The organism is Klebsiella sp. CN_Kp100 (assembly GCF_040065315.1).
Taxonomy (GTDB): Bacteria; Pseudomonadota; Gammaproteobacteria; order Enterobacterales; family Enterobacteriaceae; genus Klebsiella; species Klebsiella oxytoca.
The window spans coordinates 124,658-148,449 of record NZ_JBEAIJ010000040.1 but is presented as its reverse complement, the minus strand read 5'-3'; the positions used below and the strand labels follow the sequence as shown (position 1 = coordinate 148,449).

Annotated in this window: 22 protein-coding genes; 10 read left to right on the top strand and 12 right to left on the bottom strand. The window is 56.8% G+C overall.

All coding sequences use genetic code 11. The features are described 5' to 3' along the window. Nucleotides 1-258 precede the first annotated feature (258 nt). The 4 genes from ABLV12_RS16995 (at nucleotide 259) to ABLV12_RS16980 (ending at nucleotide 3,193) form a co-directional block, all read left to right on the top strand. Complete coding sequence (locus ABLV12_RS16995; RefSeq protein WP_160886889.1) at nucleotides 259-1,656, top strand: cytochrome ubiquinol oxidase subunit I; 1,398 nt, start codon at nucleotides 259-261, stop codon at nucleotides 1,654-1,656. Further along, entirely contained in the window at nucleotides 1,656-2,666 is a 1,011-nt protein-coding gene (gene cydB, locus ABLV12_RS16990; protein WP_016807855.1) for a cytochrome d ubiquinol oxidase subunit II, read from the top strand. Before ABLV12_RS16995 ends, cydB begins: the two co-directional genes overlap by 1 nt. Then, complete coding sequence (locus ABLV12_RS16985; protein WP_004112746.1) at nucleotides 2,666-2,791, top strand: DUF2474 domain-containing protein; 126 nt, start codon at nucleotides 2,666-2,668, stop codon at nucleotides 2,789-2,791. Before cydB ends, ABLV12_RS16985 begins: the two co-directional genes overlap by 1 nt. A gap of 168 nt (nucleotides 2,792-2,959) precedes the next feature. Continuing rightward, nucleotides 2,960-3,193 carry a DUF2554 family protein gene (locus tag ABLV12_RS16980; RefSeq protein ID WP_004101803.1) on the top strand — a complete coding sequence of 78 codons (234 nt, stop codon included), beginning with the start codon at nucleotides 2,960-2,962 and terminating at the stop codon, nucleotides 3,191-3,193. Nucleotides 3,194-3,206: 13 nt separating this feature from the next. On the opposite strand, the gene ABLV12_RS16975 is transcribed toward ABLV12_RS16980, so the two are convergent. After that, nucleotides 3,207-5,171, bottom strand: a complete 1,965-nt coding sequence (locus ABLV12_RS16975; protein WP_016807856.1) for a U32 family peptidase — start codon at nucleotides 5,169-5,171, stop codon at nucleotides 3,207-3,209. A 248-nt stretch (nucleotides 5,172-5,419) separates the two neighbouring features. Beyond that, complete coding sequence (locus tag ABLV12_RS16970; protein WP_004101801.1) at nucleotides 5,420-5,956, bottom strand: XRE family transcriptional regulator; 537 nt, start codon at nucleotides 5,954-5,956, stop codon at nucleotides 5,420-5,422. A 159-nt stretch (nucleotides 5,957-6,115) separates the two neighbouring features. Here ABLV12_RS16970 and ABLV12_RS16965 point away from each other — a divergent pair, with 159 nt between their 5' ends. Continuing rightward, nucleotides 6,116-7,303 (top strand): benzoate/H(+) symporter BenE family transporter, encoded by a 1,188-nt coding sequence (locus tag ABLV12_RS16965; RefSeq protein ID WP_325905687.1) that lies wholly within the window; start codon nucleotides 6,116-6,118, stop codon nucleotides 7,301-7,303. Here ABLV12_RS16965 and ABLV12_RS16960 read toward each other — a convergent pair. After that, nucleotides 7,283-8,149 (bottom strand): AraC family transcriptional regulator, encoded by an 867-nt coding sequence (locus tag ABLV12_RS16960; RefSeq protein WP_023329644.1) that lies wholly within the window; start codon nucleotides 8,147-8,149, stop codon nucleotides 7,283-7,285. The two genes, ABLV12_RS16965 and ABLV12_RS16960, sit on opposite strands and share 21 nt — an antisense overlap. A 182-nt stretch (nucleotides 8,150-8,331) precedes the next feature. Here ABLV12_RS16960 and ABLV12_RS16955 point away from each other — a divergent pair, with 182 nt between their 5' ends. Beyond that, nucleotides 8,332-9,228: a DMT family transporter gene (locus ABLV12_RS16955; RefSeq protein ID WP_325905625.1), complete on the top strand. Its 897-nt coding sequence runs from the start codon at nucleotides 8,332-8,334 to the stop codon at nucleotides 9,226-9,228. Between the two features lie 96 nt (nucleotides 9,229-9,324). Here the strand turns inward: ABLV12_RS16955 and ABLV12_RS16950 are convergent, their stop codons facing one another. Then, on the bottom strand, nucleotides 9,325-9,993 hold the full coding sequence (locus ABLV12_RS16950; protein ID WP_032728184.1) for a DUF3313 domain-containing protein: 669 nt from the start codon (nucleotides 9,991-9,993) through the stop codon (nucleotides 9,325-9,327). Nucleotides 9,994-10,132: 139 nt separating this feature from the next. After that, entirely contained in the window at nucleotides 10,133-11,725 is a 1,593-nt protein-coding gene (locus ABLV12_RS16945) for an ABC transporter substrate-binding protein (protein WP_023320885.1), read from the bottom strand. A 113-nt stretch (nucleotides 11,726-11,838) separates the two neighbouring features. Between ABLV12_RS16945 and pepT the strand changes: the two genes are divergently transcribed. Next, nucleotides 11,839-13,068, top strand: coding sequence for a peptidase T (pepT, locus tag ABLV12_RS16940; RefSeq protein WP_004101787.1), 1,230 nt, complete (start codon nucleotides 11,839-11,841; stop codon nucleotides 13,066-13,068). On the opposite strand, the gene tehB is transcribed toward pepT, so the two are convergent. Both tehB and tehA read right to left on the bottom strand, forming a co-directional pair. Then, nucleotides 13,065-13,661 (bottom strand): tellurite resistance methyltransferase TehB, encoded by a 597-nt coding sequence (gene tehB, locus ABLV12_RS16935; RefSeq protein WP_004101785.1) that lies wholly within the window; start codon nucleotides 13,659-13,661, stop codon nucleotides 13,065-13,067. The two genes, pepT and tehB, sit on opposite strands and share 4 nt — an antisense overlap. 2 nt (nucleotides 13,662-13,663) lie before the next feature. Continuing rightward, nucleotides 13,664-14,662 (bottom strand): dicarboxylate transporter/tellurite-resistance protein TehA, encoded by a 999-nt coding sequence (gene tehA, locus ABLV12_RS16930; protein ID WP_017145963.1) that lies wholly within the window; start codon nucleotides 14,660-14,662, stop codon nucleotides 13,664-13,666. Between the two features lie 110 nt (nucleotides 14,663-14,772). Here tehA and ydcK point away from each other — a divergent pair, with 110 nt between their 5' ends. Continuing rightward, the gene (gene ydcK / locus ABLV12_RS16925; RefSeq protein ID WP_064396102.1) at nucleotides 14,773-15,753 is read left to right on the top strand and encodes a YdcK family protein; all 981 of its coding nucleotides are present in this window, start codon (nucleotides 14,773-14,775) and stop codon (nucleotides 15,751-15,753) included. Between the two features lie 116 nt (nucleotides 15,754-15,869). On the opposite strand, the gene rimL is transcribed toward ydcK, so the two are convergent. The 5 genes from rimL to ABLV12_RS16900 all read right to left on the bottom strand — a co-directional run bounded on the left by rimL (nucleotide 15,870) and on the right by ABLV12_RS16900 (nucleotide 22,135). Then, complete coding sequence (gene rimL, locus ABLV12_RS16920) at nucleotides 15,870-16,442, bottom strand: 50S ribosomal protein L7/L12-serine acetyltransferase (protein WP_004101779.1); 573 nt, start codon at nucleotides 16,440-16,442, stop codon at nucleotides 15,870-15,872. A 75-nt stretch (nucleotides 16,443-16,517) separates the two neighbouring features. After that, nucleotides 16,518-18,173, bottom strand: coding sequence for a glucan biosynthesis protein (locus tag ABLV12_RS16915; protein ID WP_004101777.1), 1,656 nt, complete (start codon nucleotides 18,171-18,173; stop codon nucleotides 16,518-16,520). 270 nt (nucleotides 18,174-18,443) lie between these two features. After that, the gene (gene ycaC, locus ABLV12_RS16910; protein ID WP_004101775.1) at nucleotides 18,444-19,067 is read right to left on the bottom strand and encodes an isochorismate family cysteine hydrolase YcaC; all 624 of its coding nucleotides are present in this window, start codon (nucleotides 19,065-19,067) and stop codon (nucleotides 18,444-18,446) included. 173 nt (nucleotides 19,068-19,240) lie between these two features. Continuing rightward, complete coding sequence (locus tag ABLV12_RS16905) at nucleotides 19,241-20,749, bottom strand: carboxylesterase/lipase family protein (protein WP_047719877.1); 1,509 nt, start codon at nucleotides 20,747-20,749, stop codon at nucleotides 19,241-19,243. A 42-nt stretch (nucleotides 20,750-20,791) separates the two neighbouring features. Continuing rightward, on the bottom strand, nucleotides 20,792-22,135 hold the full coding sequence (locus ABLV12_RS16900) for a VOC family protein (protein ID WP_016807866.1): 1,344 nt from the start codon (nucleotides 22,133-22,135) through the stop codon (nucleotides 20,792-20,794). Nucleotides 22,136-22,373: 238 nt separating this feature from the next. On the opposite strand from ABLV12_RS16900, the gene pcaH reads away from it, so the two are divergent. Both pcaH and pcaG read left to right on the top strand, forming a co-directional pair. After that, complete coding sequence (gene pcaH, locus ABLV12_RS16895; RefSeq protein WP_004850552.1) at nucleotides 22,374-23,114, top strand: protocatechuate 3,4-dioxygenase subunit beta; 741 nt, start codon at nucleotides 22,374-22,376, stop codon at nucleotides 23,112-23,114. Further along, on the top strand, nucleotides 23,111-23,731 hold the full coding sequence (pcaG, locus tag ABLV12_RS16890; RefSeq protein WP_004101759.1) for a protocatechuate 3,4-dioxygenase subunit alpha: 621 nt from the start codon (nucleotides 23,111-23,113) through the stop codon (nucleotides 23,729-23,731). Before pcaH ends, pcaG begins: the two co-directional genes overlap by 4 nt. Nucleotides 23,732-23,792: the final 61 nt, after the last annotated feature.

Sequence of the window (23,792 nt, the reverse complement as noted above, 5' to 3'; positions counted from 1 at the left end):
AACTGTTATGGTGTGTAGTGAAATAATACCTTACCGGAGGCGTTGCTGGCGCATCTATCCGGGCTAGCGGACCGCAGACGGCTGGGAGCCCGTAGCCCGGCTAAGCGCAGCGCAGACCGGGAGAGCGCCATTCTGCGTTTTGCCAAAAGGTCATAACAGACCCCAACTGTTATAGGGAAAAACAGCGTTTCTGTTCCTGCAACCCGTTATCAACGAAGCCTAGAATTGCGCTGAGTCAATTTTGTTGCGGAGTTCTGCATGTTCGGTCTTGATGCATTCCACCTGGCGCGGATCCAGTTCGCTTTCACCGTGTCATTTCATATTATCTTCCCCGCCATCACCATCGGGTTAGCCAGCTACCTGGCGGTACTGGAAGGCTTATGGTTAAAAACCAAAAACCCGACCTGGCGCTCGCTGTACCACTTCTGGTCAAAAATCTTCGCCGTTAACTTCGGCATGGGGGTCGTCTCCGGCCTGGTGATGGCCTACCAGTTCGGTACCAACTGGAGCGGATTCTCGGAATTCGCCGGGAGCATTACCGGCCCGCTGCTGACCTATGAGGTTCTGACCGCCTTCTTCCTTGAGGCCGGATTCCTCGGCGTGATGCTGTTCGGCTGGAACCGTGTCGGACCTGGCCTGCACTTTTTCGCCACCTGTATGGTCGCGCTGGGGACGATTATCTCCACCTTCTGGATCCTTGCATCTAATAGCTGGATGCAAACGCCGCAGGGATTTGAGATCGTCAATGGTCAGGTGGTGCCGGTGGACTGGCTGGCGGTGATTTTTAACCCGTCTTTCCCTTACCGCCTGCTGCATATGACGGTGGCGGCTTTCCTCAGCAGCGCGCTGTTCGTCGGCGCGTCGGCAGCCTGGCACCTGCTGCGAGGGAACAATACCCCCGCCGTCCGCGCGATGTTCTCTATGGCGCTGTGGATGACGCTGATTGTCGCCCCCATCCAGGCGCTGATTGGCGATATGCACGGGCTCAATACGTTGAAACACCAGCCGGCCAAAATCGCCGCCATTGAAGGGCACTGGGAGAACGCGCCCGGACAGCCCACCCCGCTGCTGCTGTTCGGCTGGCCGGATATGCAACAGGAGCGTACCCGCTATGGCCTGGAGATCCCGGCCCTCGGCAGCCTGATTCTCACCCACAGCCTGGATAAGCAGGTGCCGGCGCTGAAGGAGTTCGCCCCGGAAGATCGCCCTGACTCCACCATCGTATTCTGGTCCTTCCGCCTGATGGCCGGGCTCGGCATGCTGATGATCCTGCTGGGCGCGCTGGCCTTGTGGCTACGCTATCGCGGCCGCCTCTATCACAGCAGGCCCTTTTTACGCTTTGCGCTATGGATGGGACCTTCGGGACTTATCGCGATTCTGGCGGGCTGGGTGACCACCGAAGTGGGCCGCCAGCCGTGGGTCGTCTATGGCGTTCAGCGCACCGCTGATGCCGTCTCCGCTCACGGCGACCTGCATATGTCGATCAGTCTGCTGACTTTTATCGTTGTCTACGGTTCGGTGTTCGGCGTCGGCTACAGCTATATGCTACGCCTGATTCGCAAAGGTCCGCAGACCGCGCAGCCGCCGGCCTCCGGTACGCCAGCGCGTCCACTCTCCGCCGCTACGGGCCATGAACAGCAGAAGGAGTTCCGCTAATGGGTATCGATTTATCGGTTATTTGGTTTGTTATCATTGTCTTCGCCACCCTGATGTATATCGTAATGGATGGCTTTGACCTGGGCATTGGCATTTTATTTACCACTACCCGGGACACGGCGGACCGCGACGTGATGGTAAACAGCGTCGCCCCGGTCTGGGACGGCAATGAAACCTGGCTGGTGCTTGGCGGCGCGGGGCTGTTTGGCGCATTTCCTCTGGCTTACGCGGTCATTATCGATGCGCTGGCGATCCCGCTCACCCTGATGTTGATCGGTCTTATTTTTCGCGGCGTTGCCTTTGAATTTCGCTTTAATGCGACGCCATCGCATCGTCCATTCTGGGATCGCGCTTTTATGGTCGGTTCCCTTCTGGCCACCTTCACCCAGGGCATGGTGGTCGGAGCGGTGATCAACGGTTTCCCGGTCAACGGCCGCAGCTTCAGCGGCGGGATGTTTGACTGGTTGACGCCGTTTACCCTGTTCTGCGGTCTGGGGCTATGCGTTGCCTACGCGCTGCTGGGCGCCAGCTGGCTGGTGATGAAAAGCGAAAATGCGCTCCACCGCAATATGCGCATGACCGCGCGCGGCTTGCTGTTGGCGCTGCTGGCGGTCATTGTCGCCATCAGCATCTGGACGCCGCTGGCGCAACCGGCCATCGCCCGGCGCTGGTTTAGCCTGCCTGACCTCTTCTTCCTGCTGCCGGTACCGCTGCTGGTGGCGGCGATCGGCGCCTGGCTCTGGCGAACGCTTCGCAACAGCGCCAGTCACCTGCTGCCTTTTACTCTCACGCTGGGGCTGATCTTCCTCGGCTTTAGCGGGCTGGGGATCAGTATCTGGCCGCATATTATTCCGCCGGACATTACCCTCTGGCAGGCCGCCGCGCCGCCGCAAAGCCAGGGCTTTATGCTGGTTGGCGCGCTGCTTATTCTGCCGGTTATCCTCGGCTACACCTTCTGGAGCTACTACGTTTTTCGCGGCAAAGTTCAACACGGCGAGGGGTATCACTGATGCAACGAGTATGGCTTAAGCGAGCGGTATGGATGATAGTGCTGTGGGGAGGCAGCGTGCTGGCGCTGGCGGCGGTGAGCATGGGGTTTCGGCTGCTGATGACGGCCGCCGGGCTGAAGGTTTGAGCCGCCCGTGACGTCATTTTAGTCGGCCCGACGGCTCCACCGTCGGGCTTTTTTTCGCCATCCGTCAGGGAGCGCTGACAAAGGCTTTTCCCATCTTTGATAAACGCGGAAATAAGCTCAACAAATCCCTGGCATAGTAGCCCCACTCACCGACAGAAGGGAAAAGATATGCTCAGAAGATACGTTTCAGCGCTACTGCTGGTGTGCGCCCTGTTTTCCGGCCACGTGCTGGCCCACCAGCACGGACACGATTTCTTCCCGGTACAGGGCCTCGAGCAGCAGCTACAGCACGAAGCCGATAGCGATGAGCTACGCAGCCAGAGCGAAGAAGCCGCGTCCGATCTGCGCGAACATCACCGCTGGCAAAATGCGCGAAAGCCGAAAATGCACTTCTATCCCTAAGACCTGTCAGTCATCAGGCGCCCTTGCGTTTCGGCAGGGTTTTTATAAGCTCATCCGGGCTGACGGACGCCACGATGCTGCCCGGTAGCGGCATTTTAAGGATATGATTTTTTATCTTACCGACGACGTGCATTTCGCAGGGGCGGCAGTCAAATTTCAGCGTCAACACTTCATCGCCGTGAATCAACTGCATCGGCGTGGCTTTCCAGCTTTTAATCGACCCTTTAGCCTGTTTCGGACACAGATTAAAAGCAAAGCGCAGGCAGTGCTTAGTGATCATGACCGGCACATCGCCCTTCTCCTGATGCGCTTCATAGGCGGCATCGATCAGCTGCACGCCGTAACGCTGGTAAAACTCGCGCGCCTTATGGTTGTAGACGTTCGCCAGAAACGACAGGTGCGTTTCCGGATAGACCGGCGGCGGGACGGAAACCGGCTTGCGGCAACCGCGCACCACGGCTTTCAGCCGCGCGTCATCCAGCATATCTACGGTTTCCCGACGCAGCTGGTTCAACAGGCTGTTCGGCACGAATAGCGCACCCGGCAGGTTAATTTCCATGTTGCGCGAGTAGTAAAGGGTCTGGCCCAGCTTCGCCAGGCCGTCGCGCAGATTCGTCAGCGCTTTCTCCGCCTGGGTCGCTTCGGCAAAATCGCCGTCCAGAGTATGGGTGACGCTGACGCCCTCCTCGCTGGTCATGGTTAAGACCAGCTGTTCCTGCCAACCGCTCAGTTCGATATCCACCGCGATGCGACGCTCGCTGGAGGTTTTTAGCAGCGCCTGCTGCCAGTTATGATCGAGGTTGCGGTTTAGCGGCTGATGCGGGCGCACTTTGTGTAAATCCGCGGGCATCTCGTTCGGCCATACGCGGTAGCGATTTTCGCCCGTTTTTTCAACCGTGTTGGCGCGAAAGCCGACAACCTCACGTTTGATCATCACGTTCAGGCCGTCGCCGTTGGTCAGGGCTTCGCTCACCTCAACGTCGAGAAAATCCTTGCCGACTTTCAGCACTTCACCCACCGGCAGGCCAATAAACTTCGGCGAATCAAACGCGCCGATATCGCCTTTGCGGGCGTTGACAAAATAGTCGGTGCTGCCGCGATGGAAGGTTTTATCCGTGGACGGGATGAAGAAGTGCTCCGTACGTCCCAACGACGAGCGGGCCAGATCGCCGCGATCTTCAATGATGGCGTCAAGCATCTGGCGATAATGCGCGGTAATATTCTTCACATAGCTCATGTCTTTGTAGCGTCCCTCAATCTTAAAGGAACGCACTCCGGCATCGATCAGCGCGGCCAGGTTGGCGGTCTGATCGTTGTCTTTCATCGACAGCAAATGCTTTTCATAGGCCACCACGCGGCCCTGGTCATCTTTCAGGGTATAGGGCAGACGGCAGGCCTGCGAGCAGTCGCCGCGGTTGGCGCTGCGCCCGGTCTGAGCATGGGAAATATTGCACTGACCGGAATAGGCCACGCACAGCGCTCCGTGGATAAAGAATTCGATGGTCGCGTCGGTATTATCGTAAATCGCTTTGATCTGCTGAAGATTCAGCTCGCGGGCGAGGACGATTTGGCTGAAGCCGACATCGGAAAGAAATTTCGCTTTCTCCACGCTGCGAATATCGCACTGGGTGCTGGCATGCAGCTCAATCGGCGGAATATCCAGCTCCAGCACGCCCATATCCTGGACAATCAGCGCGTCCACGCCGGTTTCGTACAGATCGGTTATCAGACGTTGCGCCGGTTCCAGTTCATCATCATGAAGAATGGTGTTCAGGGTCACGAACACCTTCGCGCCGTAGCGGTGGGCAAATGGCACCAGTCCGGCGATGTCGCTCAGGCTATTGCTGGCGTTGTGACGCGCGCCGAAGCCCGGTCCGCCGATATAGACCGCATCCGCGCCGTGTAAAATCGCTTCACGGGCGATCCCGGCATCGCGGGCAGGACTCAATAGTTCAAGATGATGGTTTTGCAGGCGCATACGCTCGTCGTTATCCATTATAGGGGGTCGAAATGGCGGCTATTGTAGTCAGAACTGCGCGCAGACCAAAACATTTTCCACTGCCGCCGCAGGGGGAATTTTCACTTTTCAGCAAAGTATTGAAGGAAAAGATATTTCCCACAAAAAGCGCCTGAGGATACAGTCATCGCGTATTCCGGATTTTCCTCGTCACGTTGTGATTTGTTGTCTCAGTCATTTGCCTGGCCGCGAGTTTGCTCGCGGCTTTTTTATTGTGCTTTTGGGTAGTGGATCAGCGAATGGAAATGAGCGGTCTGCGCGCCGCTATTGCGGTAGGCGTGCGCTAAATCACCGGCGAACCGCCGCCCTTCCCCTGGCTGCAGCGACAGCCACTCGCCCTGCAGGCACAGATCCAGCACGCCGCTAATCACCACCACATGTTCAATAACCCCTTCCTCGTGCGGCGTAGACTCGCTTAGCGCGCCGGGCGCCAGGGTAATGGAGAAGTGATCGAAACGCAGCACCGGGTCCCAGGGAAAAACAGGCGTCACAACCATCGCCTGCTGCTGCGGGTCGAAGGCGGCTGGTTCAGCGCTATCATCGGCGATAATAAAGGCGGAAAACGGTACGTTCAGGCCGGTGGCAATTTTCCACAGCGTCGCCACGGTCGGACTGGATTCGTTACGTTCAATCTGGCCCAGCATGGCTTTCGATACGCCGGTTTCTTCCGCCAGGCGCGACAGGCTCCAGCCGCGCTGCTGGCGCAGCGTTTTTAGCGTCGCCGACAGATGTTGCGCAATATTCATTCAACCTCCCAATAATCTATTAGGGAATTATACGCACATTTGCCTGATTCTACAGGGTAACGACATCATCAGCCCCCTCTTCGCAGCCCTGTACTGGCCCGGCGGTGGTGAAAGGTAGTTGTGCGCTATAACGCACAATGCTACATTACAACGACCGTTATAACGCACAAGGTAATGTTTATGCGCTCTTTTACTCTGCCTTTTCCGACTCTGCTTGCCGGTTTTGTCGCAGTCTTAGTCGGCTACGCCAGTTCTGCCGCCATTATCTGGCAGGCAGCGGCGGCGGCAGGCGCCGATGCTTCGCAAATCGCCGGCTGGATGACCGCCTTAGGCCTGGGAATGGGCGTGAGTACCCTGGCGCTCACCTTATGGCGAAAAGTACCAATCCTGACGGCGTGGTCAACGCCCGGGGCGGCGCTGCTGGTTAGCGGCCTGCACGGCGTCACGCTGGCGCAGGCGATTGGCGTGTTTATTTTTGCTAACGGCTTAATCGTACTGTGCGGCGTAACCGGTCTGTTTGCCCGGCTGATGAAAATCATTCCCCATTCGCTGGCGGCGGCGATGCTGGCCGGTATTTTGCTGCGTTTTGGTATGCAGGCTTTCTCCAGCCTGCAGGGCAATCTGCTGCTATGCGGCAGCATGTTAGCCGCCTGGCTGATATGCAAAGTCTGCCTTCCCCGATTTGCCGTGGTGGCCGCCCTGCTGGCGGGAAGCGCGGTCGCCGCCCTCAGCGGAGATGTGACAGGGTCACAAATCAGCTGGCGCTTTGTCGCCCCCGCTTTTATCGCTCCTGAATTTACGCCCGCGCTGCTGCTTAGCGTCGGCGTACCCTTTTTCCTTGTTACCATGGCTTCGCAGAATGCCCCCGGCTTTGCTACCCTGCAGGCTTCGGGCTATCGGGTTCCGGCTTCATCGCTGATCGTGGCGACCGGCGGTCTTGCGCTGCTGCTGTCGCCGTTTGGCGTCTACTCGATCTGTATCGCCGCGATTACGGCCGCGATTTGCCAAAGCCCGGAAGCCCATCCGGACCCGCTAAAGCGCTGGCTCGCGGCGGCGGCGGCGGGCGTTTTTTATCTGCTGGCGGGAATCTTCGGCGGCTCCATCACTTCGTTGATGGCGGCGCTGCCGGCGGCATGGATCCAGATGCTTGCCGGACTGGCGCTACTGGGCACCATCGGCGGCAGCCTGTTTCAGGCGCTCAATCATGAGCGTGAACGCGATGCCGCGGTGGTGACTTTTCTGGTCACCGCCAGCGGCGTGGAGCTGGCCGGTATCGGCTCTGCTTTTTGGGGGCTGGTTCTCGGCGGCGTCAGCTACGTTTTACTGTCAGCGCTGCGCCGAGCGTAGCTGCGAGGGCGTCAGGCCGGTGGCGCTTTTTACCCGATTGCTAAAGTGGCTGGCGCTGCTAAAACCGCAGGCCATAGCAATATCGGTTAACGGCAGCAGACTGCGGGTAATGAGCGCCTGCGCTTTAACCATCCGGCGCTGCATCACGTACTGATGCGGCGCCATTTTCATTGACTGGCGGAACATCCGCGCAAAATGGTATTCGCTGAGCGCCGCTTCCTGCGCCAGATCGGCAAGGGTGAGCGGCCGGTCGAGGTTCTCCTCAATCCATGCCAGCAGATTACGCAAGACGTGCGGCGCCAGGCCACCGGTCACCGTCGGCAAACGCCACTGAACGTTTGAATAATGCTGAATCAAGTGCGTGAGCAGCAGCGTGCTGGCGGAACTCAACGTAAGGTGGTTGGCCTGCTGCTGCCAGTCGTTGTCCAGCAGAAACTGGCGATAGACAGCGGTAATTTTGTCATCGCTGGAAAAGGTTTTTTCCTGCAGCGTGAACGAAGCCGGGCTACGGTCCCAAATCTGCTCGCCTACCCGGCGGAGATGTTCATCGGTGCAGTAAAGGTGGACAAAAGAGAGGTCGCCGCGAATATCCCAGGTGCTCTCGTCGCCTTTCGGCATCAGGCAGAAACGGTCGGGCCCGCCGCCGTTTTTCCAGCCATGTGGCGTCTTCTGGTAGCTTTCGTAGCCATCGGCAATATACAGGCTCAGAGTGTGGTGATCGCTTTGTACCGTTATGGTATCGAGATTGTTATACCACGCCGCCAGCTGAATCCCGGAGTTGAGCTTAACCGTCTCCCGCAGCACGGCATTTTTTTGACGCAATGTTTCGAAAGTCCCGTAAGCCATAGCCTTCACAGTTCAGTTTCCGCAGATCCCTAGTCTAAGAAGAGTCGCTGACGGATACCAGCTTTCGCCCGCCGCCAACGCAAAATAAGCGCAAGAATTTGCAAGTCGGCAACACGTGGATGACAGCGCGGAGCATGGCGAGGCTGCAAAATGACGGGTACAACACTCACAGGAGAGACATTTTGAACGCATTACTCTACGGGTTAGTCGTCGTTATCTGGGGTACGACATGGATTGCTATCTTTTTGCAGCAGGGGCCGGTCGCCGCGCCGGTGTCTATTTTCTGGCGTTTTGCCGTCGCCAGCATCACCATGCTGACCATTCTGCTGGTTACCCGCCGTCTTCGCCCGCTGGCCGCCCGGGACCATCTTTTCTGCCTGCTGCAGGGCTGCTGTGTCTTCTGCTTTAATTTCTGGTGCTTCTATACCGCCGCTGCGTATATCAATACCGGGCTGGAGTCGGTGATCTTCTCCATGGCGGTGCTGTTTAACGCGATTAACAGTTTTCTCTTTTTCAGCCAGCAGCCTCCGGGCCGTTTCTGGCTGGCCGCCGCGCTGGGACTGGCGGGGATCGTAACGCTCTTCTGGGATGATTTGTGGGCCAGCGGCCTCAATGCCTCGCTGCTACTCGGTATTGCGCTCAGCGCATTAGGCACCTACGGATTTTCGCTCGGCAATATGCTCAGCCTTCGCCACCAGCGCCGCGGCCTGGAAACCTTGACCACCAACAGCTGGGCTATGCTTTACGGCACGCTGGTCATGGGCGCTATCGCCCTGGTACGCGGCGATAGTTTTGCCCCGCAGTGGACGCTAAGCTATATGGGCGCGCTGCTGTATCTGGCGGTGTTTGGCTCGGTGATCGCTTTCGGCGCCTATTTCACGCTAGTGGGGCGAATCGGCGCCAGCAAAGCCGCCTACAGTACCCTGTTATTTCCGCTCGTCGCGCTGACGATTTCCACCTTTTATGAGGGCTACGTCTGGCATAGCAACGCCGTCGCCGGGTTAGCGCTGATTCTGCTCGGCAATCTGGTGATGTTTGCTCGCCCGGAGCAGTGGCTGCTGCGGCGCAGGCTGGCCTGAGTTCGCTCGGATCGCTGCTGACGCTCGCGCTGCCGTCGAGAAGAAATGAAAAAGGCGCTATCAACCACTAGCGCCTTTATTCACGGATACGCCTGATTAACGGTTATTGGGGTCGAATTTCACCGCGTCAATCGCCATATCATCGATCACCTGCTTCAGGGTCTCGACGGTGAGCGGCGTATTTTCGTTGGACAGGTTTTTACCTTCGCCCTTACGGACCACTTTGATAACCGGCTTTTTGGTCGCCGCGTCAATCAGCTCACCTTCAAAGAACAGGTTGGTGTCCATGGTACGGTGACCGGTTGCCGCCTGGGTACCGGCGATAATCATCGCCACCGGAATCACTTCGTAGAACTGCAGGCCTTCTTTGCTGGAATCCACGCCGGTGATGGCGCCGCGGAAGATCAGGCTGCGTTTCCCTGCGGTGGTAGCCAGCGGTTTACGCTCGGAAATAGCCTGTTTCATCTCTTTGTTGGTGTAATTAAGGATATCGCTGAGCGCCTTTTCGCCAACCTGGGTCGTCGGCTTAGGGACCGGATAATAGGTGATGGGGTTATAAACGATATTGTCATAGTTGTTCGGATTGTAATCCGCAGAAATCCAGCGCAGCTCCGGTTTACCGGAAGCGGAGGTGGTTTCTTTTAAACCTGAGTAATCTTTTAAAAAACCGGAATATTGTTCAGGTTTAGCCAGTTTTGATGAACAACCGGCCAGGGCTAACAGGCCAGCCAGCGCGGCGACCTTAAAAAATAACTGAGTACGCATATAGTTTGATCCCTGTGAATACCATCTATCGGCAAGTGTTATAGCAAAAGACAGGGGTAAGTTTTGTGGCAAAAGTGGTGATACGTCAAGTAGCGTAAAAAAATAAACCCGCCGCTGCCGGCGGGCCGTTTTTTCGTATTTATTTTATATCAACCTGATAAAAAATATGCTTGCCGAAGGGGTCGATTTCGTAACCAGAAACGTTTTTACGTACCGGTTCAAAAATAGTCGAGTGGGCAATCATCACCGCCGGCATCTGGTCGTGCATCATCTGCTGCGCCTGCAGATAGAGCGTCTCGCGTTTTTGGCGATCGGTTATCGATTTCGCCTCGGCGATGAGGTTATCGAACGGCTGATAGCACCATTTCGCCGAGTTAGAGCCGCCGTTTGCCGACTGGCAGGTAAACAACGGGCCAAAGAAGTTATCCGGGTCGCCGGTCGCGGTGGTCCAGCCCATCAGCGCCGCCTGGTGTTCACCATCCTTAACCCGCTTTAAGTATTCACCCCACTCATAGGTTGTGATCTTAGTTTGCACGCCGATTTTCGCCCAGTCGGCCTGAATCATCTCGGCCATGCGTTTGGCGTTCGGATTATAAGGACGCTGCACCGGCATCGCCCACAGGTCGATGGTTATCGGCCCGGAAACGCCCGACTCCGCCAGCAGCGCTTGCGCTTTCTGCGGGTCATACTCGTAATCTTTAAGCTGGCTATCCGCGCTCCATACCCCCGGCGGCAGCAGGTTTTTCGCCGCCGTACCGGTGCCGTGGAAGACGGCTTCAATGATCGCCGGTTTATTGATCGCCATCGCTAAGGCCTGGCGCACCTTGACGTTGTCCAGCGGCGCTTTTTGCGTATTAAACGCCAGGAAACCGGTGTTGAGGCCCGCTTTGCTCATCAGATTGATCGCGTTGTTCTCTTTCATTCGCGGCAGGTCTGCCGGATTGGGGAACGGCATTACCTGGCACTCGTTTTTCTCCAGCTTGGCGTAACGCACCGAAGCGTCCGGCGTGATGCTGAAAATCAGGCGATCGATATGGGCTTTCCCCTGCCAGTATTCCGGGAAAGCGGTGAAGAGAATGCGGGAATCTTTTTGATACTGTGCGAGTTTGAACGGACCGGTGCCAATCGGGTCCATGTCCACGCGTTCTGGCGTGCCGGCTTTTAACATCGCATCGGCATATTCCGCCGATAAAATAGAGGCAAAATACCAGGCAAGATCGGCGACAAATGGCGCTTCAGGATGCGCTAATGTAAAACGCACCGTATATTCATCAGGCTTATCGATTGCGGTAATTAACTGACCAAACTCCAGGCTTTCAAAATTAGAATAATTGCCGTTGGAGACATTGTGATAAGGATGATGAGGATCTTTTTGCCGCATAAATGAAAAAATAACATCATCGGCATTAAAATCGCGGCTGGGTTTGAAATATTTATTACTCTGGAATTTAACGCCTTTACGTAAATGGAAAGTATAAACTTTGCCATCTTCGCTGACTTCCCAGCTTTCGGCCAGGCTCGGCACTAATTCCGTAGTACCGGCTTTAAAGTCAACCAGCCGGTTATAGACCGGTACCGCGCTGGCATCCACGCTGGTTCCCGAGGTATAGAGTTGAGGGTTAAAGTTTTCCGGCGATCCTTCTGAACAGTAGACCAGCGTTTTTGCGCTAATAGCTGAGCTGGCCGTCAGGGCCGCTACCGCCAGAGCAAGCGTCGTGAATCTGCGTTGCATATGTTTTCCTTTTTAATTTGTCAGCTAATGAATAGCTTGTTGTTTTCCCTTCCATACATAACACTAAAGCCTGATTGCAAACACCTGAAAACTCGAATAAAGAAGGAATCACTATGTCATCAGCCCTGGCCAGTCAATTAACCCAACGCTTCTTTCGCTATCTGGCGATAACCAGCCAAAGCGATCCGCGAGCGTCCACCCTACCCACCACCGCCGGGCAACACGCGATGGCACAGGCCCTTGCGGATGAGCTACGCCAGCTTGGGCTGGATGACATTGTGATTGACGAACACGCCACCGTGACGGCGGTGAAAAAAGGCAATGTCCCAGGCGCGCCGCGGATTGGCTTTATTACCCACATCGATACCGTTGACGTTGGTTTGTCACCGGAGATTCATCCACAAATTCTGCGCTTCACTGGTGAAGATCTCTGTTTGAACAGCGAGAAAGATATCTGGCTGCGCGTCGTCGAGCATCCGGAAATCCTCGCTTATCCCGATGAAGAGATTATTTTTAGCGACGGTACCAGCGTGCTCGGGGCGGATAACAAATCCGCCGTCACGGTGGTGATGACGGTGCTGGAAAACCTCACGGCGGAGCATCGCCACGGCGATATCGTGGTGGCCTTTGTGCCGGATGAAGAAGTGGGTCTGCGGGGAGCGAAAGCGCTGGACCTCTCGCGCTTTGCCGTCGATTTTGCGTGGACCATCGACTGCTGCGAGCTCGGCGAAATCGTCTATGAGAACTTTAACGCCGCCGCCGCGGAGATCCGTTTTACCGGCGTCACGGCCCATCCGATGTCATCAAAGGGCGTACTGGTGAACCCGCTGCTGATGGCCACCGATTACATGAGCCATTTCGATCGCCAGCAAACGCCGGAATATACGGCCGGACGCGAAGGCTACGTGTGGTTTAACGGCATCCAGGGCGATCAAAATAGCACCCTACTGCAGGCCAGCATCCGCGACTTCGATCTCGCCAGCTTTAATCGCCGCAAGCAGCAGATCGGCGAAGTGGCGCAAAAAATCGCCGCGCAGTATCCAACCGGTAAGGTGGAATTTCACGTCAGCGATACCTACAGCAACATCAGCAATGCGATTGGCGAAGATCGCCGCGCCATTGATCTGATGTTCGAAGCAATGGAAAGCTTAGGCATTACGCCGAAACCAACGCCGATGCGCGGCGGCACCGACGGCGCGGCCCTGTCGGCAAAAGGGGTGTTAACGCCAAACTTCTTCACCGGCGCGCATAACTTCCACTCGAAGTTTGAATTTCTGCCGCTGCGCGCTTTTGAAGCCTCTTATCAGACCGCGTTCCAGCTCTGCCTGTTAGCCGCGCGTTAGGCCGGTTTGCGCGCCAGCATGGTGGCGAAACGCAGCTTGATGCGATTGCCGTTGGCGTCGGTGCGGTGGAGTTCTCCGACGTCTTCGTTGTACTTGAGGAACGCCCAGCCCTGGTAGTAGTGGCTAAGTTCACCCGGTTTAAAGGCGAACGGGAAGCCAACGGTGCACGGATAATCGTCGGTATCCATAGCGGCAACGATCAGATTGTAGCCGCCGGGTTTGGTACAGCGTTGCATATTGGCGATAAGACCCGGGATGGTCTGTGCATCAAGGAACATCATCACCACGGTGGAAAGAATAAAGTCATACTCGCCATCAAAGCTCAGGGCGTTAAGATCCTTAATCGCCGTCCGCAGATTCTCCAGCCCTTCCGCCTGACGAATGCTCTCAAGATTACCGATGCTGGCAGGGTTTTTGTCCCACGCGGTAACATCAAACCCGTTGGCTGCCAGATACAAGCTATTGCGACCGTTGCCGCAGCCCAGATCCAGCGCCCTGCCCGGGGCGATCAGCGTGGCGGCGTGCAGCACCTCCGAATGGGTGCGGGTCATGCCGTATTTATCGGTAAAGTAGTTTTCGTCACGAAGCGTCATGATTAATCCTTATTTTTTAATAATGCGTCGCGTTCAACGCGAATAAGCAGTTTACCGCGCACCAGCAGCAAGAAGGTACGAACCAGCAGCAGGCCGACGATCAGATTGGTAAACAGAAACAGCGGGAACGCCAGAGTATGGAAAAAGCCGCCCGGATGCTGATGACCGAGATGCAGCCCGGTCGTCGCCAGCGCGGAGATGCCAAATGAGAAGCTCCAGAAAGAGGCGTTAAACGGCTGGCGTAGATACCAGGGCATCAGCCGCAGCATAAACAGCAGCTGGAGCAGACCATAGCCGAACAGCAGCTTAGCGAAGGTATCCGCCTCGCCGCCGTTTACGCTCAGCCAGGCGCTGCACGCCACCAGCGCCGGCGCCAGCTGAATGCCGAGCGAAGTCCGCATCGCCGTCGGCAGTTCGCCATCGCTGCGCAGGCGCTGCAGGATAACCGGCTCCAGGCTTAGCCAGGAGAAGATCCCGGCGCCAAGAAACACCAGTCCGGCGTCGTTAAAGCCCAACGCGCCGCAGGCCATGGCGCTGATAAAGTTATTCGCCACCGTCGGTAGATAGAGACCCGGCGTAGTTGCCTCGCTGGGATGTTTCCCCCGCCATAATCCGGCGCTCTGCCATGCCGAATAGCTCAGCTGCAGCACCACCCCAATCGCGAATAATACCAGCGACAGCGGCCGCAGCCAGGGAACAAAGCCGATGGCGACCAGCATGGTGGTCGCCGGAAACAGGCTGACAAAACTGCTGGCCACCGGATGTCGCATCTCCTGCAGTACGCTGTGCGGGAAACGGACCGCCCGGGTAATAAATGCCAGCGCCAGCAGTAGCCAGATGAGCGTAGCCGCGATCACCAGGGCGTCACCGACGACCCGGCTCACCGGCCAGATGGTGCTGGCGTAGCGCCAGGCGAAGCCCATGCCGATAATGCCCAGAACCATACCAAAATAGCCCGCCGGAAGATTCAGCACCCGGCTCGCGCGCTGCGTTTTATTCATTTTGTTTAAAATTTAAAATTATATTAAGTTGCATTTTAAAGGAACCTTCAAAAACGCGCTACGGAGTTTTTTGCTATGTTTATGTTAACCATACGTAATGAGATAGTCAGATGCGCAAATATTACCTCAGCGAGAAGGTTCGCCAGTTTCACTATGAGGCCGACGGCAACAAACATAGCGTAAATCTGCGGCAAATTGTCGCCTTACGTGATTTCGCTGACGTAAAAAGCGGTGATGAAGGCGGCTGGCTGGACGATGAAGCAGCCCTTAGCCACGAGGGCGCGTGCTGGATTTATGATCCTAATAGCGCCGTATTTGCCGGGGCAAAAATTGAGGGCAATGCGCGCTTAACCGGCGAGTGCATTATCAGCCATGGGGCCATCGTCAACGGTAACGCTTGTCTGGATAGCGCCGCAGTGAGCCATAATGCGCAAATAGGTGACAACGTCACAGTTTCACACTCGCGCATTCGCGGGTGCTGCCACCTGGCCGACCACGCGCGGATCCTCCCCCACTGTTTAATTATCGCTGCTCAAGGTCTGACTGCTGACAACGATAAAATCCTGCGCATTTATCAGCGGGCCACGGTCAGCGCATCGCGCGTCGTTCACCAGGCACAAATTTACGGCGATGCGTTTGTCGAACACGCTTTTGTCGAGCACCGGGCGGAAATTTTCGATCATGCGCGGCTGGAAGGTAATGAAGAGAACGACGTCTGGATCTGCGATAACGCCCGCGTTTATGGCCATGCGAGGATTATCGCCGGGTGGGAAGCAGACGCTATCCCGACCCTGCGCTACAGTTCGCAGGTGGCGGAGCACGCTGTGGTCGAAGGCAACTGCCTGCTGAAGCATCGGGTGATGGTAGGCGGCCATGCGCACCTGCGGGGCGGGCCGATTCTGCTGGACGATAGTGTGTTAATTGAAGGCCATACGGTGATTTGCGGCGATGTGGTGATCGAGCATCAGGTCACTATCGGCGATGAAGCGCGCATCGAAGCCAGCGCGGGAGACGCCATTTCTATCCGGGGCGCGAAGGTCATTAACGGCGACGAACATTATACCCGCACGCCCATTGTCGGCTTTCTTTAACCTTTGCGCCCGGCTGCGGGGTTTTCAGCCTCCGGCCCCTGCTCTGTTCCCGGGGGCGGCGCTCTACGCGCCTTGCCCGGGCATCCGGCCGTACGTCCTGTCGCCCGGGTAAAGCGTCAGCCGCGCCCCGGGAATTCATCAATAATGCGTCCGTAGATATTCTGATCATCATACGAACCGTTGAGATACTCAGCCTGCCTGAGGCACCCTTCGAGGCTAAAACCGTTACGCAGGGCCACCTGATTGCTTTTGTGGTTCGCCACCCGACACTTAATCACAAAGCGGCGGACCGTACCGCTGCGGGCAAAATAGTCCATCAGCGCCTGCAGAGCCTGCGAAAGCAGCCCCTGCCCCTGATGGCTTTCATCAATCCAGTAGCCAATGTAAGCGGTCTTGTTGATTGGCTCTATCTGATTGAACGACAGCACGCCGACAATCTCCTCCTGCAGAAAGAGCAAAAACATCTTGGCATAGCCGCGCTGGTGGAGCATCACGTTGCCCTGCACGTGGCGGCGGGTCTCCTCTTCGTGAGTCACCTCAGCGGGCCAGCTCAGCGACTGCTGAAGCCAGCGCTGGTTTTTCATCACCAGCTGATGCAGTTCCGGCACGTGACGCTCGTCAACCGCGCGCAGGGAGAGAGAATCCGTAACGGGGATATGTTCGATAGCAGATCTGTTTTCGGCGGACATGGCGCACTCTGATTAACGATGTGATTAAAAAAATACGCGCCCGCGCGGTTACCCGGCGGGCGCAGTAACGGACACTTACCTCATTACCCGATCGTCGACATAGTTGCGTTTATCCGGCGGCGGCGGGAAGTACTGATACAGCCAGGTCTCGCTGATAGCCTCCCCCTGGCAGCGCAGGAACATGCGCATCTCAACCGGGTCAGTCGAATCCGAAGTCGGATACCAGTCAAACTGAATGCGGTAGCCATCAAAGGGTTCAACGTAGAGGATTTCTATCTGTTTCGCTTCACCGCTCGACAGGGTAATGACCGGCTCGATGCCTTTAGGCGCAGCGGCCTTCAGGTCGCCGCCGACAAAATCGATAGCAAACCGACGGGTCCATTTATCCGGATAGTGTTCGCCCGGCGCCCAGCCTTCCGGGAAACCGCCCATCCCCGTCCGCGTTGCCATCACCCGCGCCAGCGGCGAGCGTACCGGCGGCTGCGCGCTCCAGTAGAGACGATAACGGAAGTCCAGTTCATCCCCGGCTTTCACCGGCTTCTCCGGCTGCCAGAAGCAGACGATGTTATCCAGCGTTTCGCCAGTGGTCGGGATCTCCATCAGGTTGACGGCCCCCTTGCCCCACTGGTTACGCGGTTCGACCCACAGACTCGGGCGCTTGTTGTACCAGCCCATAATATCCTGATAGTGGGAGAAGTCGCGATCCAGCTGCAGCAGGCCAAAACCGCGCGGATTCTTATCCTGGAAAGCGTTGAACTGCAGCTTTTGCGGGTTATTCAGCGGGCGACAAACCCACTCGCCGTTGCCCAGCCACATCGACAGACGGTCAGAGTCGTGAATTTGCGGATGGATGGTGTCACACATTCGCCGTTCGTTATTACCGCAGCTGAACATACTGGTCATCGGCGCGATGCCCAGCTGCTTGATGTCTTTGCGCGCATAGATATGGTTTTCCACATCCATGATCACCTGCGTCTCCTGACAGTTAACGATGAACTTATAGGCGCCGGTGACGCTTGGACTGTCGAGCAGCGCATAGACGGTAAATACCGTGGCTCCCGGTTTAACGGTCTCAAACCAGAAAGAGGTGAAGTCAGGAAACTCTTCCGGCGTATCGGTAAAGGTATCGATCGCCAGGCCGCGGGCGGAAAGACCGTACTGGTAAGTGCTGTCCACCGCGCGGAAGTAGCTGGCGCCGAGGAACGCGACGATGTCGCGACGCGCCAGTTCAGGGGCCTTAAATACGCGAAAACCGGCAAAACCCAGGTCGCTCTGGCCCACCAGCTGTTTGGTGTCGACGCCGGCATCATTGTATTTAAACAGTTCAGGCCGGAAGTGTATTTCACGTGCCTGTTGAGTTTGTGAATCCAGCGAGAACATTCTCACGCGGCGGCGGAACCCCATTCCCACGTGAAAAAACTGGATATCCAGCTTGCGCTCTTCAATGTTGCTCCACAGGGAGTGCGCGGCGTCATACTGAATGCTGTTGTAGGCCTGCGGCGTCAGGGTTGCCAGGGTTGGCGGCAGATCGCGAGGCGCGCCGCCCCATGGCTGACGGGCAAGATCGTGGGCCATCGACTGGAGGACACTATAATCAAAACGGCGCGTTTGCCCATCGGCAATTCCCGAATCTTCGGCGAATGCGGCTTTAGAAAATAGAGAGGCGACTCCTGACGTTCCGCATACGGCGGCAACAGCCATGGAAGATTTGAGAAAACGTCTGCGGTTCATGCCTGAGAGAGCATCCTTCTTCATATGTGAATTGAGACGCGACGTAACAAACCCATGCGTCGTGAATGTCGCTCACTCTAGACAAAAACGATTGATAATCCAATTGTTGAGGGCAGAAATCAGGTGAAAAAAATATGTCCACCGGACCAGACCGAATTGCCGATAGCCAGGGGCGGCGATGATTTCGCCAACCGGCGGCGTTTGATGCTTAATTCAGCGACAGTGAAGAGAAAGAGGAAGCGGCCAGCCGAGCGCCGGCCGCAGAGAAGCTTATTTTTGATTCAGAAGATTAAAGCTGGTCATCAGGTTGCGATAATCCGGGATATGGTTGGAGAACAGCGTGCCCAGTCCTTCGATATCATTACGCCAGTCGCGATGCAGTTCGCAGGCAACGCCAAACCACGACATCAGTTGCACGCCAGCCTGCGACATCCGATCCCAGGCCGCATCGCGGGTAATCGGGTTAAAGGTGCCGGAAGCGTCGGTCACCACAAATACATCAAACCCCTCTTCAATAGCCGATAGCGCCGGAAAAGCCACGCACACTTCCGTCACCACCCCGGCAATGATCAGCTGCTTCTTGCCCGTCGCTTTCACTGCCTTAACGAAATCTTCGTTATCCCAGGCGTTAATATTACCCGGGCGCGCAATATAGGGGGCATCCGGGAATTGCTCTTTCAGCTCAGGCACCAGCGGACCATTAGGGCCGTTTTCGAAGCTGGTGGTCAGGATGGTCGGCAGACCGAAATACTTCGCCAGGTCGCCAAGGGCAAGGACGTTGTTCTTGAATTTATCAGGATCAATATCGCGCACCAGTGAAAGCAATCCGGTCTGGTGATCGACCAGCAGCACGGCGGCATCATTTTTATCCAGACGAACATACGGTTTGGCCATGGTTTCTTCCTCATTTTAACGTCAGATTTTCCGTCAGAACGCCGGTTCTGCGGAGATGGTGTTAATAAGGCTGATCATAGTGTAATCACTGGCTGAGGATTAGCCGCCGAAAGTGGGACGCATTGTCCCATTTGCAGAACGCCACCCGGCTAGCGGAGATTTTGTGAATAATGTTAATCCAGCGTCACATGATGCTTCATGACCCGACGAAACAGCGCCAGACGCGCGCGCATAAAGCGGTTCTCCACCTTAAAGCCGGCCCGTTTGTGCAGCCCGATTCGCAGCAGGCGATCCCGTCCGCGCACGCTGGCGGGCCAGCGTACCGGCCCTGAGAGTTCATGACAGTCATTGCCGGCGAAGCGAGCGAAGTTCGCCCAATAGTCGGCGACCCGGGCGGCAAAGTCTCTGTCGCGATCGTTGGCATAATTTCGTACCGGCTCGGCAAGGTCGAGATTGTCAAAAACGTATGCCACTTCATTACCGTGCCACGCGCCGTGCGGATAGGTCTGGTGTTCCGCCTCGGCCACGTAGTCAAACCAGTAGCGCCAGCACGGTTGCCCTACTCGCTGCTGAGCCTGCATCACCACATAGCCCAGAGTGGTAAAGGCCATATCCCGGCAAACTTCGCGCCCCAGCGCTTCATCTCCCTTCACGCCGGGATAGAGCAATTTAATTAGACCCAGACCGAAACGGCGTTCACGGCGAAGCTTCTGGATCTGCCCGGCGATATCGACGCCAAACACCGCCATGACGCTCGCCTCATCGCTGTTCGAACCGATCATCACCGGCAGGGGATGCTGACGTCCGCTAAAAAAAGTCTCCAGCATCGGCTGCGGCAGCACGGCATCGCCAACCACGGGTGCCGGGCCGATGGTCAACGGCGCGGTCAACGACCAGAACGCTTGCGCCGGAATCGCCCGCAGCTGTTCGGCGCTGGCCTGCGGCAAAGAAAAGTGTTCCGCAATAAGCTGCCCCTTCGCCAGCGCCTTCTCTCGCGGCAGATCGGGCAAGGTATAGCCGCTCTGGATTATCGCTTTATGGAACAAGCCTCTGGACTTAGGCGAAACCATCAGCGACAGCACGCTGCGCGCGCCGGCGGATTCGCCGAACAGCGTCACGTTAGCCGCATCGCCGCCAAAGGCGTGAATGTTCTCCTGCACCCACTGCAGGGCGGCGATCTGATCGAGTAGCGCGAAATTATAGATACGCTCGCCGTCTTCCCCTTCCAGCGCCGGATGAGCAAAAAAGCCCAGATGCCCGAGCCGGTAGTTGACCGTCACCACTACCACGCCGCGGGAAGCTAAGGCTTTACCGTCATAGGGCGGCAAACTTCCCGCGCCGATGGTATAGCCCCCGCCGTGCAGCCAGACCATAACCGGCAGCGGCTGCGATCGGGCGGCGGGCGACCAGACATTAAGGTAGAGGCAATCTTCGGAAAAGCTGCCGGGATCGCCGCCGCCGAGCTCGCGGCAGTATTCAATATCCTGCCAGCTGGAGGCCGAGAAGGTCTCTGCCCGGCGCACGCCCTGCCAGCGGGCAGCAGGCTGCGGCGCGCGCCAGCGAAGATCGCCGACGGGCGGCGCGGCATAAGGAATACCGCGCCAGATATGAATGTTCTCTTCAGAGGTGCCGGATAGTATCCCCTGCCGGGTTTTCACCAACGGGGTGGACGGATTCTGCATGACCTGCTTCCTTTAACGACTCATGCCAGCAGAGTACTGATTTTACAGCAGACCGCAACGTCGTTTGCTGCGCTCTTCCGCCTGCTGATAGAGGGTGAACTCGTCATAAACCGCACAGCCCAGCGCCTCCTCAAAGGCCTCCCGGCTGGCGTTGCCGTGGCTGCGGGTCTGCACCTCGTTGCCCAGATTCGACTGAAATATCCCGGCGGCGCTTACCGGTAAAAAGTCTTCATAAATAATCGGTTGCGCAATCACCCAGCCGCGTTCGATCAGCGGCTGCGGATCGTCTCCGGGGCGAAACGCCTGACGATGGGCTTCTCCGGCAGGGGTCAGGCGGTAGCGGAAGTATGCCAGTCCCTGCTGACGCAGCAGGAATTCGCTGTCCGGAAACGCGCTAAACACCTCCTGCAGATGACGCTGATGGTTGAGGTTATCCTTGCCCACCCCCGCCTCGCCCAGAAGACGATCGTAGAGCGCGCGGCCTTTCGGCGTGAGGGCAATCCCGCGCTGCTCGATTTCACCAAAGCGAGCGGTATGCGTGCCTTTATGCTCTCCGGCAAACATCACCGGCTCCTCGAGAGCCTTAAAGCTGGTCTGGCGCAGTAAAATAGGCACTTCGCGGCGCGGCGGCCCTTCTATCAACGCCTTCGGGGCGATGCCGCATTCAGGCATCAGCGCCTGTACCCGATCGATATCCAGGGTGCGCGGAGTCAGATGATTGATGTGGCAGCCGGGGAAACAGACGACATCGGCAATCAGCCGGTGCTCATCGTGCAGCGCATGATAGGTTTCTTCATCGACGAGGGTCTGTCGATGCCAGCGAAAGGTTTCCAGCGCCTGTTCGACGAACTCCCGGGCCTCTGCGGCGGTGAATTCTCCTTTCTGTTCATAAAGCGCAATCAGTTCACGACAGCGTGGGGTGAAGATATCGCGCCCGGAAAGGATTTGCGCCGCCCGCTTACGCAACGCCTCATTAGCGATAAGCTCAAGGCGCAGAAGCGAAGTAAAAATACGAAACGGGTTGCGCGCCAGCGCGGCGTCATCAACGGGACGAAACGCGGTGGAGTGAACCGGCACGCCAGCCTGCGACAGATCGTAATAACTAACGGGATACATTCCCATAATGGCAAACATGCGACGCAAGGTCGCCAGTTCCTCCGCCGTACCAACGCGGATCGCGCCGTGGCGTTCAACGTTCAGCCGCGCCAGTTCATCGGCGTTAGCCAGTTGTTCATGCAGCTTCGGGTTATTCTCCAGAATAGCCAGATTAACGTCGGCCACCAGCTCCAGTAGCGTCCCGTACTGCGGAACTTCCTGCTGGTACATCGCCGACATCGCCTGCGAAAAGCACTCCCGAATCTCATCAGCCGTGATGGTGTTCGCCATGATGTCTTACCTCCAGTGAATTCTCCCTGGAGTGTAGAAAAGCTGTCTGAAGACGGTGGGAAGAATTTACAAACTGTGATGCCGGTAGCTGCCCGTTTAATTTCGCCTGAACACTTCATAACCAGTAGTTATGTTAAACACCCTTTAATTTCACTTTAAATTAACAAAACATTTACACACACTGCTTGTGGCGACATAACAACGATATGCCTCTCTACCGATAAAACGGAGTACCCTGATGAACGACAAATGGTCACCGCGCGAGGTTCTGCATCGCGACTATAGCAGCCATCCTCCGGCTTACGCGCCGGGCTATAAAACCAGCGTTCTGCGCTCGCCGCGCAATGCGCTTATCTCCCTACAGAATTCACTTTCGGAAATCACCGGGCCGGTTTTCAGTAGCGACGATCTCGGCGCGCTCGATAACGACCTGATCCTGAATTACGCCAAAGACGGCCTGCCGATTGGCGAGCGGATTATTGTGCACGGCTACGTACGCGATGGATTCGGTCGGCCGATGAAAAATACGCTGGTCGAAGTCTGGCAGGCCAACGCTGGCGGACGCTACCGACATAAAAAGGATCAATATCTGGCGCCGATCGACCCGAACTTTGGCGGCTGTGGACGCGTGCTGACCGACGAGAACGGCTATTATTGTTTTCGCACCATCAAACCCGGTCCCTACCCGTGGCGCAACCAGGTAAGCGACTGGCGCCCGGCGCATATTCACTTCTCTCTCTCCGGAGACGCCTGGGCACAGCGTTTAATTACGCAGATGTATTTTGAAGGCGATCCGCTGATCAAACAGTGTCCTATCGTCAAAACCATCAATAACGACGATGCCATCAGGACGCTGATCGCCGAGCTGGATACCCATGCCGCCGTACCGCTGGACTCGCTGGCTTACCGTTTTGATCTCGTGCTGCGCGGCCACCGCGCCACGCTGTTTGAAAACCGCACGCAGGGGGCCGCCCGATGAGAGATTTTTTACCCGAAACCGCTTCACAAACCGCCGGTCCTTATGTGCATATCGGCCTGGCGCCGGACGCCGCCGGATTTCATATCTTTGAGAATAACTTTGGCCCAACGCTGACGACCCCTGCGACCGAGGGTGAGCGCATTACCATTGAAGGCAGAGTCATTGATGGCTCCGGAACGCCGGTGCGCGATGTGCTACTGGAAATCTGGCAGGCCAACGCCGCCGGGCGCTACAATCACCCGGACGATCGGCAGCAAAACAAAAAGCTGGATGCGGAGTTTCGCGGCTGGGGGCGCAGCTGCTCGGACTTTACCAGCGGTATCTGGCGCTTCGAAACCATTAAACCCGGCGCCGTGGTGGGCCGTGATGGCCGCGTAATGGCCCCTCACGTCAATTTATGGGTGGTGGCGCGCGGAATAAACATTGGCCTTAATACGCGGATGTACTTCTCCGACGAGCAGGACGCTAATCAGGCCGATCCGGTACTCAATCTGATTGAGTGGGAAGTTCGCCGTCAGACCCTCATCGGGCAGCGCGAAGTGCGCGGCACGGAAATCGTTTATCGCTTCGATATTCACTTACAGGGCGACAACGAAACCGTGTTCTTCGATATCTAAATTTGCCCGTTCCTTCTCCGCCTCTGCCAGCCAGAGGCGGCGCTTTTCCACAATCTCAACA